Below are 18162 nucleotides of genomic sequence, written 5' to 3'. Positions count from 1 at the left end.
CTATGTTTGCGCCGAAATTTTCTTTTGAACAGGAACAGCAGTTTTTCTTGGATATCCAGCAATCTATTGAAAATAAAAGCTTTGAACGGCTGATTCTCAGTCAGTATAAGGGTGATTTGGCAGATTTGGAAAAGATGACTTTTCGCATGATTGAGTTGCAGGGACAGCCAACCTTGACTTGCCTGTATCACCACACTACTCAGGACATCACCAAAAACTATGCAATGAATGAGGGGCTGGAGAAAATTGCTGAGCTATTGAACCTGTCTAAACAGGCAAATTTATTTACACTCAATCAGGATATTCAACTGAAGAAAAATAAAAAGAAAGCCATGCTCAATATCCAGAAAAAACAGGCTTCTGCAACGAAAGTGGAACAACATCAGCATAATCGTGAAAAGCAGCGTTATGTGCAACAGCAAAGCCCATTTTTAAAGCATCTAGGCATTACCGATGAAAAAGGGCAGATCATTCCAAGTATGGCGCGTAAATGGAAACAGATTAATAAGTTCATTGAAATCTTTTCCAATGCCTATGAACAGATTGATGCCTCACAGCAAGAGTTGAACATTGTCGATTTTGGTTCAGGTAAGGGCTATTTAACTTTTGCCTTGTATGACTATTTGTTGGCACAACATAAAACACCACTGATTACTGGCGTTGAACTGCGCTCCAATCTGGTGGAGTTCTGCCAAAATGTGGCTAATCAGGTCGGATTTCATCATCTCGATTTTTTTGAGGGTGATGTACGCAGTTATCAACCTGATGAGCGAGGATTAAATGAAGCATCGCTTCATCCGAGCGCAAGACGAGAACCTCGTTCGAGTGACTTGGATGTGATGATTGCCCTACATGCCTGTGATATCGCAACTGACTTTGCCATTCATACTGGGATTCGTCTCAATGCTTCCATGATTATGTGTGCGCCGTGTTGCCATAAAGAATTAAGGCCACAACTCAAGAGCCCAGATGTATTGAAACCCATGCTCCAGTTTGGGATTCATGCAGGCCAGCAGGCGGAAATGCTGACCGATACCTTACGTGCCTTATTACTCAAGGCCTATGGTTATGAAACCAAAGTATTTGAGTTCGTTTCTTTAGAACATACCAGCAAAAACAAGATGATTCTGGCAACCAAACGCAAGGATATTCAACAGCCTGACCCAAAAATCATGCAGCAGATTCAGGCGTTAAAAGCCATGTATGGCATTGAAAAACAAAGCCTGGAATTGTTGTTGCAGGATCAAATGCCAGTCGAAAATCTGGGTTGCAAGTGTTAGGCGTGTTGAGATCAGTATGTTAAGCGTTGAAAATGGCGATTGGGATCAATTGCAGCAAGATGCCAGATTGATTCGGGAACAGGTGTTTATTGTCGAACAAAATATTCCTGAACAGGATGAGTGGGATGATCAGGATGCAATTTCACAGCATTTTGTGGTTTATGATTGTGATCAACCTGTAGCCACAGCGCGTCTATTGCAAAACAACAGTGTTGGGCGTGTGGCAGTTATGCAGGAGTATCGGGGGCAGGGCATTGGACGAATGATTATGTTGGATATCATTCACTATGCACAACAGCAACATCGTCCATTCCTCAAACTGTCATCACAGGTTCATGCCATTTCATTTTATGAAAAACTTGGTTTTGTCACACAAGGCGATCCGTATGATGAATGTGGCATTCCCCATATTGAAATGATGATGCCACTTATACAATAAGTGTTATAGATTAATGGATTGAACTTAAACTCTATAATTTTCTGATATTGAGTTTAGGCATGTTAGCCCAATTCAATCATTCGTGGTACTGATGGGATTGTTCAGCCACTTCTGAAGCAGCGGAAGCGTTTTGAGCCTGTTCTTTTTGTTGCTGTGCCTTACGTTGCGCACCTGGCATATAGTCAGGTTCCTGGCTCATCGCCAAATAGAAAAAAGTGAGGAAAATGGTGCTGAGTACACCCACAATGATGACAAACTTCCATCCCAATACGGTTTCACTTGAATCTTTTTGTGGAGATGGCTGATTACTCATAACAAATTCCAAAAATAGACAAAAAAATAAAACCAGATTCTGCGCCTTTTTAGCGTAGGTTGCCAAGTGAAAACGCAGAATTGTTTATGGTGAATTAAAGCTTGTACCAGTCCTCAATTGCCTTTAATCCAGTTTCCAGACCTACATCATAGCTATAACGTATTTTCGCTCTGTTCTTGGAGAGTCGCCCAGCCATGTTCTTTAAATCAGGAGGGCAAACCTCCAGAATTTTCTGCTTTGCTGGTGAGCGTACAAATTTGACGGAATCGTTATAGCGTTGAGTTCTGGTCAATAAGCTTTGGGCAAAGCCACGTTGTTGCTTAAACAGGTATCTGGCAAGGAGCTGGTCACCTTTGCTGCTGACCTTGTGATAATTTTGCGGGCGTGTCCGTAGCACCATCAGTTTGCAAACTTCATGCTGCTGTGCTGCCCAGTGCACAGGCAATGCATCTGCAACACCACCATCAAAGTAGGGTTCACCAAATATGTCAACCGCCTGTCGGGTCAGTACAGGAATGGAGCTGGATGCCCTCAATCCATCGAGGATATTGTCCTTAGAGGCCTTGATATAGGTTGCCTCACCTGAAATGGCATGGGTGAGCACCATATAAAACTCGGGATGATTGGTGAATAGACGCTCTTGATTAAGCGGATGTTCCTGTTCAACGACATCCCACATCCATTTTAAGTCGAGCAGGTCGCCACCTTTAAAAAAGCGGCCATAATGGATAAATTCAGGGCGAAGTGAGTGATCTAGATAGATTTGCAGGGTGCGGCCCTGTTGTGCGGCGAGGTAGTTGGCAACATTGGTAGAACCTGAGGAGACACCGACACAGAGGTCAAAGGGATTAAATTGTTGCTGTAAAAATGCATCCAGAACACCGCTGGTGAATGCACCACGCATTCCACCACCTTCAACGACCAGTGCCTGACGATTTTGCTGAAGCATTGCACATCTCGAATATCATGATGAATCCCTGTTTAACACGGATTCATCATGAGCAACAATAACACTTTAGTGCTGGTGCTGATGTGTTTCAGTATTGCCTGTTTCGGTGGTCATGGAAGACTGTGACATTTCAGCCTGGGCTGCTGCTTTCTTCTGGTTCATTGGCATATAGTCCGCTTCATTATTCATGGCAAGGTAGAAAACCACCATAAAAATAAAACTTAAAATACAGGTGATGATCAGGGCTTTCCAACCCCAAGGAGATGTTTCAGGGCAGAGTTTTTCAGACATGGAATTTTCCTAAGGAGCGCAAATAAATAGCGTTATAGCATAAAAGTATGAGGAACTCATTGTGCAGATGTTAAGAGGCAGGCTAAAAATCGACTTTTGTCCAATATGGATTATGCTGTTGGATCATTAAAATCACCATAGTATTCAATACAATGAAGACAGATTCTTTCAAGGTGGATAATAGGCTGAGCAGGATTAGGGGTAAGGCGTACACTTTGAAAGTGATAACAAGATTGATGAAAAACAGAATATGATGGAGAAAAAAATGATTTTGGATTCAACTGATACGGATGTTTTTGCAGCTGTTACGCAATTTTATGTGCGTTTAAGACGGGTCACTGGCCGTGTGGTCGATGTTCTTTATATGGTGGAAAATCAGGAATATGCCCAGCATTTGATTGACTACGCCAAAACGATAGACGATACGGAGTTGCAAGGTCATGTAAATCACCTCACCCAGTCTCTCAATATTGTTAAAACACCTGTTCCCTTGGTCGAACAGCCAGAACCGACGGTGGCAAGACCTGTACCACAAAGAGTCTGGTTTTTAGGTTAATTCACCTGTTTGAAGCAAGTCATAAAAATTGATCCTCCTCCCTTTTTGATAAGAGGGAGGAGGATCAAAGTGTTTAGTTCGGAACAAGCGTATTATTTAAACACTTCACCTGATGTGGCATGTTTTCTAAGTAATTCAGGTGGGTTGAAACGTTCACCATATTGAGCAGCCAATTCTTCTGAACGCTGGAGTGATTTCTCAATACCATTCTGGTTCAGGAACTGGATTGCGCCACCTGTCCACGGCGCGAAACCGATTCCAAAAATTGAACCGACATTGGCATCAATCACTGATTCCAAAACGTTCTCTTCATAACAGCGTAAAGTATCCAGTGCCTGAACATAGAGCAAGCGATCAATGATGTCCTGTTCAGAAACATCATGGTCTTTAGTCCAGCGGCTGAGTCCATCCCATAAATGTTTTTTACCATTTTCAGGATATTCATAGAAACCCGCACCCGCAGCCTTACCTTTACGGTTAAGTTCGTGGATCATGGTATGAACCACTTCATCCACAGGGGTTTTTGGCAGGTCTTTGCCCTCAGCCTGTAGTGCTTTGCGGGTTTCGCTTGCCACGTGTTCAGTCAAAGTCAAAGAGACTTCATCCTGAATCGCCAATGGGCCGACTGGCATGCCTGCCTTGAGTGCCGCCATTTCAATCTTGGCTGGATGTACGCCTTCAGCAAGTAGGCGCATGCCTTCCTGAATGAATGTACCAAACACACGGCTGGTAAAGAAACCACGGCTGTCATTTACCACGATTGGGGTTTTGGCAATTTGCTGTACAAAGTCATAGGCTTTTGCCAATGTTTCAGCCGAAGTTTCTTTGCCCTTGATAATTTCAACCAACTGCATCTTGTCGACTGGACTAAAGAAGTGTAGGCCAATAAAGTTCTTGGCATCTTTACTTGCCGTCGCTAAACCTGTAATCGGTAAAGTTGAGGTATTTGATGCGAAAATACCACCATCAGCTAGATACTGCTCAGCTTCCTGAGTTACTTTGGCTTTTAGTTCCTGATTCTCAAAAACAGCCTCAATGATCAGGTCGCAGCCCTGCAAATCTGCCGCATCAGCTGTTGCTGTAATCAGTGACAGCACTTGATCACGTTTTTCAGCGGTCATACGACCCTGAGAAACACGTTTATCCAGCAACTTTTGCGAATAGGCTTTGCCTTTTTCAGCATTTTCTACCGACACATCTTTCAGTACCACAGCAATGCCCTTGATGGCAGTTGAATAGGCAATACCCGCACCCATCATGCCTGCACCCAGTACACCAACTTTAGTGGCTTGCCATTTTGCAACATCCGCAGGGCGGCTTGCACCTGACTTGATTGCATTGAGACCATGCCAGAATGTACCAATCATGTTCTTGGAAATCTGACCCACAGTAAGCTGGGTAAAATAGCGTGATTCGATACGCAAAGCTGTATCAACATCAACCTGCGCACCCTCAACTGCTGCTGCCATGATTGCTTCAGGCGCTGGGTAGCAACCTTTGGTTTTATCACGCAGCATCGCTGGTGCAATCGCCAATACCTGAGCCACCGCAGGAGTTTTTGGATCACCCCCTGGAATCTTGTAGCCTTTCACATCAAACGGCTGTTGCGATTTTGGATTGGCTTTGACCCATGCAATTGCTTTGTCCAACAACTCTTGTTCATTCTCGGCGGTGTCATGCACTAAACCCAGTGATTTTGCCTTATCAACCCCAAACTGCTTACCTTCCATCAGGAATGGAAACGCATTTTGGAGACCGAGCAGGCGTACCATACGCACGATACCGCCACCACCTGGAAGCAAGCCTAAAGTCACTTCTGGCAGACCAAACTTGGTTTTTGGATCATTAATCGCAATACGGTAATGGCAGCCTAGGGCAATTTCCCAACCACCGCCAAGCGCAGTACCATTTAATGCGGCAACCACAGGCACGCCAAGCGTTTCAATGCTACGCAAGTCACCTTTGAGCTTTTCAATCATCTTGAAAAATTCAGTGGCATGTTCGGGTTTAACCTGAATCAGTTCATCCAGATCGCCGCCTGCAAAGAATGTTTTCTTGGCTGAGCGGAAAATAACGCCTTTGAGATCAGTTTCAGCTTTCAGTTTTTGGCTGACCTCATCCAGTGAGTCACGGAACTCCGCATTCATGGTGTTGGCAGACTGACCAGATGAATCAAGGGTAAGAATTACAATATTGTCAGCGTTTTTTTCGTATTTAATAGCGCTCATGTTGCTCTCCTTACACCAGCTCAATGATTGTTGCGATGCCCATTCCACCGCCGACACACAACGTTGCCAGACCACGTTTCTTGCCCTGACGCTCCAACTCATCCAGCAATGTACCTAAAATCATGGCACCTGTTGCACCCAATGGATGACCCATTGCAATCGCACCACCGTTGACATTGACTTTTTCGGCAGGAACATTCAGTTCATTGATAAAGCGCATCACCACGGCAGCAAATGCTTCATTCACTTCAAATAGGTCGATGTCATCAATGCTTAAGCCAGCCTTTTGCAGCGCCTTGCGTGCAGCAGGAGCAGGGCCTGTCAGCATGATGGTTGGGTCTGTGCCGACCAATGCAGTTGCCAGCACTTTGGCACGTGGTTTCAAGCCTTGTTCCTTAACCGCTTTTTCAGACGCAAGCAGTACCACTGCCGCACCATCCACGATACCTGACGAGTTACCTGCATGATGCACATGGGTGATTTTTTGCGCTTCTGGATACTTCTGTAAGGCAACCGCATCAAAGCCCATTTGTCCCATCATTTCAAAGCTGGCATTCAGTTTTGCCAAGCCCTCAACGGTGGTATTGCCCTTGATAAATTCATCTTTTTCTAAAATCATCACACCTGAATGATCTTTCACAGGCACAACGGATTTATCGAAATGACCATTTGCCTGTGCCGCTGCCGCTTTTTGCTGTGAATTCACTGCAAAGGCATCTACATCTGCACGGCTATAGCCATCTAAAGTCGCAATCAGGTCAGCACCAACACCTTGCGGAACAAAGGAGGACTTCAAGTTGGTTTCAGGATCAAGTGCCCACGGACCACCATCTGAACCCATTGGGATACGTGACATGGATTCCACACCACCCGCAACGACCAAATCTTCCCAGCCAGAACGGACTTTTTGTGCTGCCAAATTGACAGCTTCCAAACCAGATGCACAGAAACGGTTGATTTGCACCCCTGCAACATCATCATTCCAGCCAGCGGCAATGGCTGCGGTTTTGGCGATATCGCCGCCCTGATCAGCAATTGGTGTAACGCAACCCAATACGATGTCATCGACTTTTGAGGTGTCGAACTGGTGGCGTTGTTGTAATTCATTCAGTAATGTTGTGAGTAAAGTGATCGGTTTTACTTCATGTAATGAGCCGTCTTTTTTTCCTTTTCCGCGTGGTGTGCGAATGGCATCAATAATATAGGCCTCGCTCATAGCTGTTCCTTGTATTGCCTTGAATTAAAATCATTGTGCATCGAGTGTACTCAATTTAAGTGGCAGTGCAATGATGATAAACGTTGGCAAGTTTGATGTTTTTCGCCAATTGATCACTTGCCAGAAAAACGGCTTCATTAGTAAACTGGCCCGCCATAACTGAAGCAAGCATTTCAGATGAAATTCATTAATATTATTGGCACTACAGGCTCTGGTAAGTCTACACTTGCCCGAAAACTGGCACAAAAACGACAATTACACTATATCGAACTGGATGATTTACTCTGGCTGGATGATTGGCAGGAATCATCAAATGAAGCCTTATTCTCCAAACTAAAAACAGCGATGGAGGATGCCACGTCAGGATGGGTATTGGATGGTCTTTATACCCGTACCGTTCCGATGATTATGCAACAGGTGGATACCGTGATTTGGCTGGATTATCCATTTCACATCAATCTATACCGTCTGACTAAACGCACTTTGGGACGTGTCATCAGCCGAAAAAAGTTGTGGGAAAATTCAAATAATCGGGAAAGTTTAAAATTGATGTTGTCTAAGGAATCAATTTTTGTCTGGTTAATTAAGTCGTATCCTAAAAACCGCAACAAATATTTCGACCTAATGCACAATCCAGCCTATCAACATATTCAATTTATTCGTCTAACTTCACTTAAACAGACTGAAGCATTCCTAAAGCAAGTTAAGGCAATGCAATGACACAGATCAGAACAAAAGCCCTGTGTATTTTTCGACATCAGGACAAGATGTTGCTGTGTTATGGTTATGATCCCAGCAAGAATGAAACCTATTTAAGACCGATTGGCGGCGGAATTGAATTTGGTGAAACTTCTGTACAGGCAGTTGAAAGGGAAGTCTTGGAAGAAATTCATCAACAGATCATTCACCCAAAACTGTTAGGTGTAGTGGAAAATTTATTTAGCTTTGATGGACAGCAGGGACATGAGATTGTTTTTATGTATGAGGCAGAATTTACCGATTCAAAACCTTATCAACACATGGAAATACAGGGCTGTGAAACGGATGGATCTATTTATACTGCCCGCTGGCTGAGTCGAGAAAAAATCAAACTCAATCAATATGCTGTTTATCCCAAAGGGGTAGAGCAATGGCTATTTGCCGAATCATCAGAATAGATAGCCTGAGCTTTCAGACTATCTATCACGCAGTGATTTATAAATGCTGCCCGTGTAGTTGGCGATATAAACCAGGCGTAACGCCCGTCCATTTTTTAAAGGCACGGTGAAAGGTACTGGTTTCACTAAAGCCGACTTGCTGGGCGACATCCTCAAGGGTAAGGTTTGGCGTCAACAATAAGTGAATCGCGGCATCACGACGCAGGGCATCTTTCACGCCTTGATAACTCTTGCCTTCCGCAGCCAAACGACGACGCAAGGTTTGCGGAGAAAGATACAGCATGGAGGCCACATCATTCAGTGTCGGCATTTCCTCACCGATCTGGCTCTTTAACACATCACGAATACGCGATGTGAGCGAGTTGGTGTTCTTGAATTTTACCAGCAGTTGCGCTGGTGCAGCTTTTAAAAATTCCTCTAAGGTCTTTTCATCCTGACGGATCGGAAGATCAAGATAGTCCGCGGCAAAGGTAATTTCGGTACGTGGCGCATCGAATTGCATCACTGGCGCAAAGAACAGCGCATCGTATTCATCGGCATGGTTGGGACGTGGATAGCCAAAATGGACACGTTCCAGTGGCAGGCGACGTTCAATTAGCCATGAAGCCAGACCATGCCAGATCATCAGCATGCTTTCAGTAATGAAGTGATCAGGGTCCAGAGCTTTGGGAATATGTGGAACCAGACGGGCTTCATGCTTGTCACGTTCCAGACTTACCGACCATTCATCACCAAACAGTTTATAGAACTGGGAGGAGAGTTCCAGTGCCTGTCCAAGTGTTTTGGAGTGGATAATTAACTGGCACATGATAGCAAACGTACCCAGACGGCGTGGCTGGACATCAAAGCCCACATGTTCGTCCTGCGTCACCATCCACAACATTTTAACGAAGCGGGTGTATTGCTCTGGGGAGATTCGGGCCTTGGGCTGGCGCAGCAATTCTGCTTCTATGCCGACATGTGAAAGTAATGTTTCCACGTCCATGCCGAGGCGTTTTACACCTGTTAAAGCCGCATTCACGAAGTGGATGCTGATCGTATCACGGCTCATATTGAATCCTTCAGTTTCTTTACTGTTCACGATAATTGACCTAAATAACCGTCTAAAATATCAAGTTGGGCAATTGACAAGAAAAATAATTGCTCATTCAGTACATGTTAAATTGCCGAAACTATCAAGGTAAATGGCTGAACATGACATTGTTTTTGTGTTTATCCAAACCTAGTATAAAAGAAAATTTAAACAAACTGAGTAAAAATTATTATGCCAACCGCTTTAAAGGGATTGAAAGTTCTGGATTTTTCAACGTTGTTGCCTGGACCATTTGCCAGCATGTACCTGGCGGACATGGGTGCAGAAGTGATCCATGTTGAATCACCGACACGTCCAGACCTTGTGAGAATTATGCCACCCTATGCCAATGGACAGGCGACAGCCCATAGTTATTTAAACCGCAACAAGCAGTCGATTGCACTCGATTTAAAAGATGCAGCCAATATTGAACTGATCAGGAACAAGATTTCCGAGTTTGACATCCTGCTTGAACAGTTCCGTCCTGACGTGATGCGCCGTTTAGGTTTGGACTATGACACGCTGGCAGAGATCAATCCACGTTTAATCTACTGTTCAATTACAGGCTATGGTCAAACAGGCAGTTATAAAGATCGGGCAGGACATGACATTAACTATTTGGCATTAGCGGGGATTTCTGGTCATAGTGGTCGTCAGGATAGTGGCCCACCACCATTGGGTATCCAGATTGCCGATGTTGCAGGTGGTTCACTGCATGCGGTAATTGGTATTCTGGCGGCTGTGGTGGAGCGTCAGCGCAGTGGGATGGGGCAATATATTGATATTTCCATGACCGATTGTGTGGCTAGCCTCAACAGTATGGCGGCTTCTGCAAGTCTGGCAGGGCAAACCCCTCAGGGACCTGAGCAGGGAATGCTGAATGGCGTCAGTTTCTATGATTATTATGAAACCAAAGATGGTCGCCATTTTTCTGTAGGCAGTCTGGAACCCCAGTTTATGGCAGGTTTGGCGGCTGCGCTGGATTTACCAATCCTGTTGGCAAAAGGTGCATCTTTTGACCCTGAAGATCGTCAGGCGGTCAAACAGGCATTACAGGACAAGTTTAAATCACAGGATTTTGCTGAATGGCAGCATCTATTCCAAAGCCTTGATATTTGTGTCGAGCCTGTCTTAAGTCTGGATGAGGCACTGACCTCACCAATGGCGGAACAGCGTGGCTGGGTGGTTGATGTGCCATTGTCTGAAAACTCAGAACAGACCGAGCCTCAGTTGGCTTGCCCAATCAAGTTCTCCCGTTCTCAAATGAAGTACAACTTTATCGGGCAGGGACTAGGTGAGGGCAAGTGGTAGAAAATATGTGTATTTAATCACTAATTGTTAAAATACTGTACATATCCTTAACATTTTGAATAAATCAATCCGTTCAAAATCAGCGTAACCTTTTATAACAAAAACATAAAAGGTTACGTAAACATGACAATCTCTCAATCATGGGTTGTTTCTTGTTTATCCGTTCTATCATTGAGTCTTTTTAGCCAATACACTCAGGCAGCCTCAGCATTTGACCCGAATGGTCAATGGCTGTTTGGGGATTGGAACGGTCAACGCACTGCGTTGCAAGAACAGGGTTACAACTTTTCTGCGGATTACACAGGTGAATTTGCAGGGGTTCTGGACTCCAAACAGCATTCCAGCCACGGCAGTGAATATACAGGACAACTGGCTTTAGGCACACATTTTGACCTCAATAAAATTCTGGGTTGGCAAGATACCGAAGCCCAGGTCACCGTGACTTATCGTGATGGACAATCGCTTTCCCAAACCGCAGATGGCCTACAAGGGCATTTAAGTTCTGCTCAGGAAGTCTGGGGGCGTGGTCAAACCTGGCGCTTGACTGATTTGTGGATCAAGAAGAAATTTTTAGATCAAGCTTTAGATATTAAAGTCGGGCGTTTTGGCGAGGGTGAGGATTTCAACAGCTTTGACTGTGATTTCCAGAACTTGGCTTTATGTGGTTCACAAGTGGGTAACTGGGTCGGTGACCAATGGTATAACTGGCCTGTCAGCCAGTGGGCATTGCGGGTTAAATACAATCTCCAGCCAGACCTTTATGCACAAATCGGGGCCTATGAATATAACCCTGACAATTTGCAGCGTGGTAAGGGTTTCTATCTCAGCACTGATGGCTCAAAAGGCGCAATTATCCCCGCAGAGTTGGTGTGGACACCTAAACTAGGGCCACAGGCGCTTTCAGGTGAATACCGTATTGGCTATTACTACAGCACGGCTGATGCAGCAGAAATTGCCAATCCAGCCAAAACAGCACATAAACAGGGCGGCTGGTTTACCGCTAGGCAACAGCTTACGGGTGATGGACAGTCAGATCGCGGCTTAAGTGGCTTTGTAAATGTCACCGTTCATGACTCAAAGACCAACGCCGTAAAAGACATGCAAAATGTTGGTCTGGTCTATAAAGGCTTGCTGGCCCAGCGTCCACAGGATGAACTGGCTTTGGGTGTGGCTCGTATTCATGCCAATGATAAGGTCAATGCCTTACTGGATGAAGAATACAACACTGAATTGTACTACGGTATTCATGCGACCAACTGGCTGACGGTTCGTCCAAATATTCAATATGTCCACCATGTCGGTGCCCTCAAAGATGGCGACAAGACCTGGGTCGGTGGAATTAAATTTCAGACCATTTTCTAATTCTACACTGGCAATGTTGCAGATGGAGTCAGGTCACTGGATGGCATCTGCAACATTGCCCTTGTAATTTGAACTCGACGATGAAGCGGATTGATCATTCGTTTCATCGATCTCTAAATACAAAAGATGCAAGGTGATCGTATGAATCAATCTGCAAAATCTGGGCTTAGAACCTTGACGGTCATTATCCTTGCCGTCATTGCACTGTTCCTGCTCATTGGCGGTATCTGGCTCGCAGCAATTGGTGGGTCTTTTTATTATGTGATTGCAGGTGTGCTGTTGCTGGTGGTGGCAGTACAACTTTATAAACGCGCCTCTGGCCCGTTATGGATATATGCCCTGCTGATGCTGGGCAGCATTGTCTGGGGTGTCTGGGAAGTCGGCACCGACTTCTGGGCACTCGCGCCACGACTTGATATTTTAGGGATTCTGGGATTGTGGTTGCTGATTCCTGCGGTCACACGAGGCATTGATAACCTGACCTCAAGCAAGGTGGCACTGTCATCTACGCTGGCGATTGCGATTGTGGTGATGGTGTACTCAATCTTTAATGATCCACAGGAAATCAACGGAGTGATTCAAACCCCACAACCTGCACAGGTAAAAGCGATGGAGGGGGTTGCTCCTGAAGACTGGCCTGCATACGGGCGTAGTCAGGGGGGTGAGCGTTATTCGCCACTGACCCAGATCAATGACAAAAACGTCAAAGACCTGAAAGTGGCGTGGACATTCCGTACAGGTGATTTCAGAACGGATAATGATTCGGGCGAAACCACCAATCAGGTGACCCCCATCAAGATTGGCAACAATATGTTTATGTGTACGCCACACCAACATTTAATTGCCATCGACCCTGCCACAGGCAAGGAAAAATGGCGTTTTGATCCAAAACTCAAAACCGATAAAACGTTCCAGCACTTAACCTGTCGTGGGGTGATGTACTACGATGCGGCCAATACCACTGAGTTTGCAACCAGCTTGCAGACCAAGAAATCGACCTCTACTGAATGTCCTCGTAAAGTGTTTGTCCCTGTCAATGATGGCCGTTTAGTGGCGGTGAATGCAGATACAGGTAAGGCATGTTCTGATTTCGGTCAAAATGGCGAAGTGAACCTACAGGAATTTATGCCTTACGCCTATCCAGGTGGTTATAACCCGACTTCACCAGGTGTGGTTTCTGGTACAACCGTGGTGATTGCGGGTTCTGTCACCGACAACTATTCTAATAAAGAGCCATCTGGCGTGATTCGTGGCTATGACGTGAACACAGGCAAATTGTTGTGGGTGTTTGATACAGGTGCAGCCGATCCCAATGCCATGCCAGGTCAGGATACCACCTTTGTCAACAACTCTCCAAATGCGTGGGCACCACTGGCTTATGATCCAAAACTGGACATTGTCTATGTACCAACAGGTGTGGGTACACCTGATATCTGGGGCGGGGACCGTACTGAGTTGAAAGAGCGTTATGCCAACTCGATGCTGGCGATCAATGCCAGCACAGGTAAGCTGGTGTGGCATTTCCAGACCACCCATCATGACTTGTGGGATATGGATGTACCATCCCAGCCATCTTTGGCGGATGTGCAGGACAAATCAGGTCAGACCGTTCCAGCGATTTATGTACTGACCAAAACAGGGAATGCCTTTGTGTTGGATCGTCGTACAGGTCAGGCGATTGTGCCGATTAATGAAAGACCAGTGCCTCAAACTGTGAAATGGGGGCCTCAAACCAAGGGTGAACACTATTCAGCAACCCAACCATTTTCAGACCTGAATCTGGCACCAAAAGACAAATTAACGGACAAGGATATGTGGGGTGCCACCATGTTTGACCAGTTGATGTGTCGTGTGAAATTCAAACGCCTGAACTACGATGGCATTTATACGCCACCATCTGAAAATGGTACTCTGGTATTCCCTGGTAACCTCGGTGTGTTTGAATGGGGCGGCATGTCGGTGAATGCGGACCGTCAGGTCGCTGTAATGAATCCGATTGGCTTGCCATTTGTCAGCCGTTTAATTCCTGCTGACCCAAACCGTCCGCAAACTGCCAAGGGTGCGGGGACGGAGCAAGGTGTACAACCAATGTATGGCGTACCTTATGGCGTGGAGATCAGTCCATTCCTGTCACCGTTTGGATTGCCATGTAAACAGCCGAGCTGGGGCTTTGTCGCTGGTGTAGATTTAAAAACACATCAGGTCGTGTGGAAAAAACGGATTGGTACCATCCGTGACAGCTTGCCAAATCTATTCCAATTGCCACCAGTGAAAATTGGTGTACCAGGATTGGGCGGTTCAATTTCGACTGCGGGCAATGTGATGTTTGTGGGAGCAACCCAGGATAACTACATCCGTGCATTTAATGTGACCAATGGTGACAAGTTATGGGAAGCACGTCTACCTGCGGGTGGACAGGCGACTCCAATGACCTATGAAATCAATGGCAAGCAATATGTGGTGATTATGGCGGGTGGACATGGTTCATTCGGCACCAAAATGGGTGATTATGTGGTTGCCTATGCATTGCCAGATAAGAAATAGTTTCATTTAGGCATTATGTTGAAAAGCCCAGATTCGTCTGGGCTTTTTCTTTTTGTGGTTTAAGACAGGCTTATCAATAAAACCGTTATTAAATATGCAAAAAAAGCATTTTGTTGATGAATAAAAGCTCGTTATGCTATCCGCCTTTATAATGAATGACTAGCCATACGCCATGTATTTATATACGGATTTCGATCAACAACTGATCAACCAACGTGTTGCCCAGTTCCGTGATCAAACAGAACGCTATTTAGCAGGAAAACTGACCGAAGACGAATATCGTCCATTACGTTTGCAAAATGGTTTGTACGTGCAACGTTATGCGCCGATGCTCCGTATCGCTGTGCCGTATGGCTTGATGAATACCAAACAACTCAGAAAAATTGCTGAGATTGCCACTGAATATGACCGTGGCTATGCCCATGTATCTACCCGCCAAAACATTCAGTTGAACTGGCCTGCATTGGAAAATGTACCAGATATCCTGGCTGAACTGGCAACTGTGCAAATGCATGCAGTACAAACCTCTGGTAACTGTATTCGTAATACCACCACTGACCAGTTTGCAGGTGTGGTGGCAGGTGAGGTTGCAGACCCACGTCCAACCTGCGAATTGATTCGTCAGTGGAGTACTTTCCACCCTGAATTTGCATTTCTGCCACGTAAGTTCAAGATCGCCGTGTCTGCTTTGGAAGAAAAAGACCGTGCCGCAACAGCGTTCCATGATATCGGTGTGTATATCGTGCGCAATGAAGCGGGCGAAATGGGCTATAAAATCATGGTTGGTGGTGGCTTGGGGCGTACCCCAATCATTGGCAGTGTGATCCGTGAATTTTTACCACGTGAAGATTTAATTGCTTATCTTGAAGCAACTTTACGTGTCTATAACTTGCATGGCCGTCGTGACAACAAATATAAGGCCCGTATCAAAATTTTAGTAAAAGCCTTAACGCCTGCCGTGTTTGCTGAAAAAGTTGAGGCTGAATTTGAATACACACGTGAAGCGTTAAAGATTCAGCCTGAAATCCTGAAAAAGCTGGATGAAGAATTTACACCATTCAACTATCAGGATTTGGAAGATCAGGATTTTTCAGCACTGTTTGCTGAACATCCAAAATTTAAGCAATGGTTTAACGTCAACACCAATGCACATAAAGTGAAAGGGTATCGTATTGTGACGATTTCTCTAAAGCGTGCAGGCGTTGCCCCTGGTGATGTCACCACTGAAGAAATGAATTTAATTGCTGACTTGGCAGATAAATACACCTTTGGTGAGTTCCGTACCACACACGAACAAAACATTTCATTGGTGGATGTGCCACAAAAAGACTTGTTTGAATTATGGCAAACACTTGAACATCACAACATGGCACGCGCGCATATCGGATTTATCACTGATATCATCTGCTGTCCAGGCGGTGATTTCTGTTCATTGGCAAATGCGAAATCCATTCCAATTTCAGAAGCCATCAGCCGCCGTTTTGAAGATTTAGATACCATCTATAATTTGGGCGAACTTGACCTGAATATTTCAGGCTGTATGAATGCCTGTGGTCATCACCATGTTGGTAACATTGGTATTTTGGGTGTCGATAAGAAAGGTGCTGAGTTCTATCAAATTACTTTGGGTGGTCATGCTGATCATGATGCCTCTTTAGGTGATATCCTGGGGCCATCGTTTGCTGCGGATGCCGTTCCTGATGTGATTGAAGAAATTCTCAATACCTATCTTGACTTGCGTACTGAGGGTGAGCGTTTCATCGATACTTACCGCCGTGTTGGCATTCAGCCATTTAAGGAGCGTGCTTATGCTTAATACATCGCTACAAGTGCTTTCTAAAGATGGCACAATTGCAGACAATAGCTATCAAGTGATTGCTGAAGATGGTGTGATTCCTCAAGGTGATGTGCTGTTAACTACTGCACAGTTGGATCAGTTGACACAGGTACAAGGTAAAAAGGCTTTATATATCACGGTCAATGATTCACCTGAAACCCATCAATTTCCATTAAATGAACTGGATGCAATCTTCATCGAGTTTGCTGGTTTTGGTGATGGTCGTGGCTACTCTTTTGCTGCGTTATTACGCCGTCAGGGCTACCAGGGTGAATTACGTGCAGTGGGTGATGTGTTTAAGGATGTTTTAAACTATTTAAAACGTTCTGGCTTTGATACCTTTGTTGTCAAAGAGGGCAAGGACATTCACGAAGCGGCTGCTGGACTTCAGGATTTTACCCATCCTTATCAGGCTTCAACCGCAGTGCCACAAGCCAGTTATCAAACAGGTGCGTAAGTATCCTGAAAGCAAAAGCTGAACTACGGTTCAGCTTTTTTATTGATGATGATTGAATCCAATAAATTGAAGAACAACAATGTTGACACTAATTTCAAAAATAAATCCTGGAGTAATTTGGCTGTTATTCGCCATTGCAACTGATGTGCTTTCCACTTTTTATTCAGCCAAAGGCAATGGACTGGTCAATAAGCTTGATCAGGGCATCGCTTTGGTTCTCTATATCGTTTCTTTTACTTGTGCTGCCATCGCCTTGAAATATATGCAGGCGGGTATTCTCTATGTACTCTGGTCGGGAATTGGGGTAATCGCGACAGCCGCGTTGGCAAAGGTATTTCTAGGGCAGCACATTGATTTGGCAGGATGGATTGGAATTGGTTTTATTACCATGGGCTTAATGATTATTGCACAATATTCAAATATTGATGTTTAGAACTTCATCAAAAAATTATTTCGATGAAGTCTTTATTCTGTTATTTATATGCTTTCAAGCTGACAATTGACCATCCATTTTATCCCGAACTGATCGGTAAATGCACCGTAGAGTGCACCCCAGAAAGTTTTTTCCAGTTGCATTTCAATATGGCCATGTACTGAAAGCTGGTTAAATAAACGTCGTGCTTCCATTTCATCATATTCAAGATTAATCGAAATATAATGGTTATTTCCCAGCGTAAACACATTATTTGGTGCACAAAACTGATCGTTGACATCTGATCCCATAAGGACCGTAAATTCATTGATCGGTAAGGAAACGTGCAGGATTAAACTTTTATCCGCTTCAGACAGTATAACTCCCTCAGTTGGTGGCATGTCTCCATAGCGGCTAATCATGGCAAATTCACCGCCAAACACAGACTGGTAAAAAATGAATGCCTGTTCGGCCTGTCCTTTAAAATTTAGATAATGGTTGAGTTGCATTGGTATCTCCTTGTTGTTTTTTTATACACAGCATAACTTATCGGGATTTTTAGATGGGGTGCATTATTTTTTGTAAGTATGAAAATAAAAAATCCTGCATCATGAACTGCACCCCGAAAGTTGGACACTCTTAGTCTAATTTGAAGGGTGCTTTTTAATGGCTAAATACAGCAAAGCATTAAAACTGAAAGTTGTTCAACATTACTTATCAGGTTATAGCTTTTCAGCA

Annotated in this window: 18 protein-coding genes; 11 read left to right on the top strand and 7 right to left on the bottom strand. The window is 44.7% G+C overall.

Going from position 1 to position 18162, the window contains the following annotated elements:
- Positions 1-2 precede the first annotated feature (2 nt).
- Together QTA56_RS15650 and QTA56_RS15645 are read left to right on the top strand one after the other, a co-directional pair.
- A complete protein-coding gene (locus QTA56_RS15650) occupies positions 3-1280 on the top strand; it encodes a class I SAM-dependent methyltransferase (RefSeq protein WP_267981924.1) in 1278 nt (425 codons plus the stop codon).
- Positions 1281-1296: 16 nt separating this feature from the next.
- Positions 1297-1719 (top strand): GNAT family N-acetyltransferase, encoded by a 423-nt coding sequence (locus tag QTA56_RS15645; RefSeq protein ID WP_267981923.1) that lies wholly within the window; start codon positions 1297-1299, stop codon positions 1717-1719.
- Positions 1720-1795: 76 nt separating this feature from the next.
- On the opposite strand, the gene QTA56_RS15640 is transcribed toward QTA56_RS15645, so the two are convergent.
- The 3 genes from QTA56_RS15640 to QTA56_RS15630 all read right to left on the bottom strand — a co-directional run bounded on the left by QTA56_RS15640 (position 1796) and on the right by QTA56_RS15630 (position 3272).
- On the bottom strand, positions 1796-2032 hold the full coding sequence (locus tag QTA56_RS15640; RefSeq protein ID WP_267981922.1) for a hypothetical protein: 237 nt from the start codon (positions 2030-2032) through the stop codon (positions 1796-1798).
- Positions 2033-2126: 94 nt separating this feature from the next.
- A complete protein-coding gene (locus QTA56_RS15635) occupies positions 2127-2981 on the bottom strand; it encodes a patatin-like phospholipase family protein (protein ID WP_267981921.1) in 855 nt (284 codons plus the stop codon).
- Between the two features lie 66 nt (positions 2982-3047).
- Positions 3048-3272 (bottom strand): flagellar basal body-associated FliL family protein, encoded by a 225-nt coding sequence (locus QTA56_RS15630; protein WP_267981920.1) that lies wholly within the window; start codon positions 3270-3272, stop codon positions 3048-3050.
- 265 nt (positions 3273-3537) lie between these two features.
- Between QTA56_RS15630 and QTA56_RS15625 the strand changes: the two genes are divergently transcribed.
- Positions 3538-3828 carry a hypothetical protein gene (locus QTA56_RS15625; RefSeq protein WP_267981919.1) on the top strand — a complete coding sequence of 97 codons (291 nt, stop codon included), beginning with the start codon at positions 3538-3540 and terminating at the stop codon, positions 3826-3828.
- A 92-nt stretch (positions 3829-3920) separates the two neighbouring features.
- On the opposite strand, the gene QTA56_RS15620 is transcribed toward QTA56_RS15625, so the two are convergent.
- Together QTA56_RS15620 and QTA56_RS15615 are read right to left on the bottom strand one after the other, a co-directional pair.
- On the bottom strand, positions 3921-6056 hold the full coding sequence (locus QTA56_RS15620) for a 3-hydroxyacyl-CoA dehydrogenase NAD-binding domain-containing protein (RefSeq protein WP_267981918.1): 2136 nt from the start codon (positions 6054-6056) through the stop codon (positions 3921-3923).
- 10 nt (positions 6057-6066) lie between these two features.
- A complete protein-coding gene (locus QTA56_RS15615) occupies positions 6067-7272 on the bottom strand; it encodes an acetyl-CoA C-acetyltransferase (protein ID WP_267981917.1) in 1206 nt (401 codons plus the stop codon).
- Between the two features lie 177 nt (positions 7273-7449).
- Here QTA56_RS15615 and QTA56_RS15610 point away from each other — a divergent pair, with 177 nt between their 5' ends.
- Both QTA56_RS15610 and QTA56_RS15605 read left to right on the top strand, forming a co-directional pair.
- A complete protein-coding gene (locus QTA56_RS15610; RefSeq protein ID WP_267981916.1) occupies positions 7450-7992 on the top strand; it encodes an AAA family ATPase in 543 nt (180 codons plus the stop codon).
- The gene (locus tag QTA56_RS15605; RefSeq protein WP_267981915.1) at positions 7989-8429 is read left to right on the top strand and encodes an NUDIX hydrolase; all 441 of its coding nucleotides are present in this window, start codon (positions 7989-7991) and stop codon (positions 8427-8429) included. Before QTA56_RS15610 ends, QTA56_RS15605 begins: the two co-directional genes overlap by 4 nt.
- A 37-nt stretch (positions 8430-8466) precedes the next feature.
- Here QTA56_RS15605 and QTA56_RS15600 read toward each other — a convergent pair whose 3' ends face one another.
- Entirely contained in the window at positions 8467-9480 is a 1014-nt protein-coding gene (locus QTA56_RS15600) for an AraC family transcriptional regulator (RefSeq protein WP_267981914.1), read from the bottom strand.
- Between the two features lie 213 nt (positions 9481-9693).
- Between QTA56_RS15600 and QTA56_RS15595 the strand changes: the two genes are divergently transcribed.
- From QTA56_RS15595 to QTA56_RS15570, 6 genes are all read left to right on the top strand, one after another.
- Positions 9694-10812: a CaiB/BaiF CoA transferase family protein gene (locus tag QTA56_RS15595; RefSeq protein ID WP_267981913.1), complete on the top strand. Its 1119-nt coding sequence runs from the start codon at positions 9694-9696 to the stop codon at positions 10810-10812.
- 123 nt (positions 10813-10935) lie between these two features.
- Entirely contained in the window at positions 10936-12174 is a 1239-nt protein-coding gene (locus tag QTA56_RS15590) for a carbohydrate porin (protein ID WP_267981912.1), read from the top strand.
- Between the two features lie 141 nt (positions 12175-12315).
- Entirely contained in the window at positions 12316-14718 is a 2403-nt protein-coding gene (locus QTA56_RS15585) for a glucose/quinate/shikimate family membrane-bound PQQ-dependent dehydrogenase (protein ID WP_267981911.1), read from the top strand.
- 172 nt (positions 14719-14890) lie between these two features.
- Positions 14891-16534 carry a nitrite/sulfite reductase gene (locus tag QTA56_RS15580; protein ID WP_267981910.1) on the top strand — a complete coding sequence of 548 codons (1644 nt, stop codon included), beginning with the start codon at positions 14891-14893 and terminating at the stop codon, positions 16532-16534.
- Entirely contained in the window at positions 16527-17012 is a 486-nt protein-coding gene (locus tag QTA56_RS15575; protein ID WP_267981909.1) for a DUF934 domain-containing protein, read from the top strand. Before QTA56_RS15580 ends, QTA56_RS15575 begins: the two co-directional genes overlap by 8 nt.
- A gap of 79 nt (positions 17013-17091) precedes the next feature.
- A complete protein-coding gene (locus QTA56_RS15570) occupies positions 17092-17445 on the top strand; it encodes a DMT family transporter (RefSeq protein ID WP_267981908.1) in 354 nt (117 codons plus the stop codon).
- Positions 17446-17489: 44 nt separating this feature from the next.
- Here the strand turns inward: QTA56_RS15570 and QTA56_RS15565 are convergent, their stop codons facing one another.
- Positions 17490-17933, bottom strand: coding sequence for a VOC family protein (locus tag QTA56_RS15565; protein ID WP_267981907.1), 444 nt, complete (start codon positions 17931-17933; stop codon positions 17490-17492).
- Between the last annotated feature and the right edge of the window lie 229 nt (positions 17934-18162).

Origin of the sequence: Acinetobacter thutiue, assembly GCF_030385805.1 — a bacterium.
GTDB lineage: Bacteria > Pseudomonadota > Gammaproteobacteria > Pseudomonadales > Moraxellaceae > Acinetobacter > Acinetobacter corruptisaponis.
The sequence above is the reverse complement of the archived record's forward strand: the minus strand, read 5'-3'. Positions and strand labels throughout refer to the sequence as shown.

What these genes read in the sequence shown, in the direction of transcription:
- QTA56_RS15645 (WP_267981923.1), top strand. Translation starts at nt 1,297, where the DNA reads ATGTTAAGCGTTGAAAATGGCGATTGGGATCAATTGCAGCAAGATGCC.
- QTA56_RS15585 (WP_267981911.1), top strand. Translation starts at nt 12,316, where the DNA reads ATGAATCAATCTGCAAAATCTGGGCTTAGAACCTTGACGGTCATTATC.
- QTA56_RS15640 (WP_267981922.1), bottom strand. Translation starts at nt 2,032, where the DNA reads ATGAGTAATCAGCCATCTCCACAAAAAGATTCAAGTGAAACCGTATTG.
- QTA56_RS15625 (WP_267981919.1), top strand. Translation starts at nt 3,538, where the DNA reads ATGATTTTGGATTCAACTGATACGGATGTTTTTGCAGCTGTTACGCAA.
- QTA56_RS15575 (WP_267981909.1), top strand. Translation starts at nt 16,527, where the DNA reads ATGCTTAATACATCGCTACAAGTGCTTTCTAAAGATGGCACAATTGCA.
- QTA56_RS15605 (WP_267981915.1), top strand. Translation starts at nt 7,989, where the DNA reads ATGACACAGATCAGAACAAAAGCCCTGTGTATTTTTCGACATCAGGAC.
- QTA56_RS15565 (WP_267981907.1), bottom strand. Translation starts at nt 17,933, where the DNA reads ATGCAACTCAACCATTATCTAAATTTTAAAGGACAGGCCGAACAGGCA.
- QTA56_RS15620 (WP_267981918.1), bottom strand. Translation starts at nt 6,056, where the DNA reads ATGAGCGCTATTAAATACGAAAAAAACGCTGACAATATTGTAATTCTT.
- QTA56_RS15635 (WP_267981921.1), bottom strand. Translation starts at nt 2,981, where the DNA reads ATGCTTCAGCAAAATCGTCAGGCACTGGTCGTTGAAGGTGGTGGAATG.
- QTA56_RS15595 (WP_267981913.1), top strand. Translation starts at nt 9,694, where the DNA reads ATGCCAACCGCTTTAAAGGGATTGAAAGTTCTGGATTTTTCAACGTTG.
- QTA56_RS15570 (WP_267981908.1), top strand. Translation starts at nt 17,092, where the DNA reads ATGTTGACACTAATTTCAAAAATAAATCCTGGAGTAATTTGGCTGTTA.
- QTA56_RS15650 (WP_267981924.1), top strand. Translation starts at nt 3, where the DNA reads ATGTTTGCGCCGAAATTTTCTTTTGAACAGGAACAGCAGTTTTTCTTG.
- QTA56_RS15610 (WP_267981916.1), top strand. Translation starts at nt 7,450, where the DNA reads ATGAAATTCATTAATATTATTGGCACTACAGGCTCTGGTAAGTCTACA.
- QTA56_RS15580 (WP_267981910.1), top strand. Translation starts at nt 14,891, where the DNA reads ATGTATTTATATACGGATTTCGATCAACAACTGATCAACCAACGTGTT.
- QTA56_RS15615 (WP_267981917.1), bottom strand. Translation starts at nt 7,272, where the DNA reads ATGAGCGAGGCCTATATTATTGATGCCATTCGCACACCACGCGGAAAA.
- QTA56_RS15590 (WP_267981912.1), top strand. Translation starts at nt 10,936, where the DNA reads ATGACAATCTCTCAATCATGGGTTGTTTCTTGTTTATCCGTTCTATCA.
- QTA56_RS15630 (WP_267981920.1), bottom strand. Translation starts at nt 3,272, where the DNA reads ATGTCTGAAAAACTCTGCCCTGAAACATCTCCTTGGGGTTGGAAAGCC.
- QTA56_RS15600 (WP_267981914.1), bottom strand. Translation starts at nt 9,480, where the DNA reads ATGAGCCGTGATACGATCAGCATCCACTTCGTGAATGCGGCTTTAACA.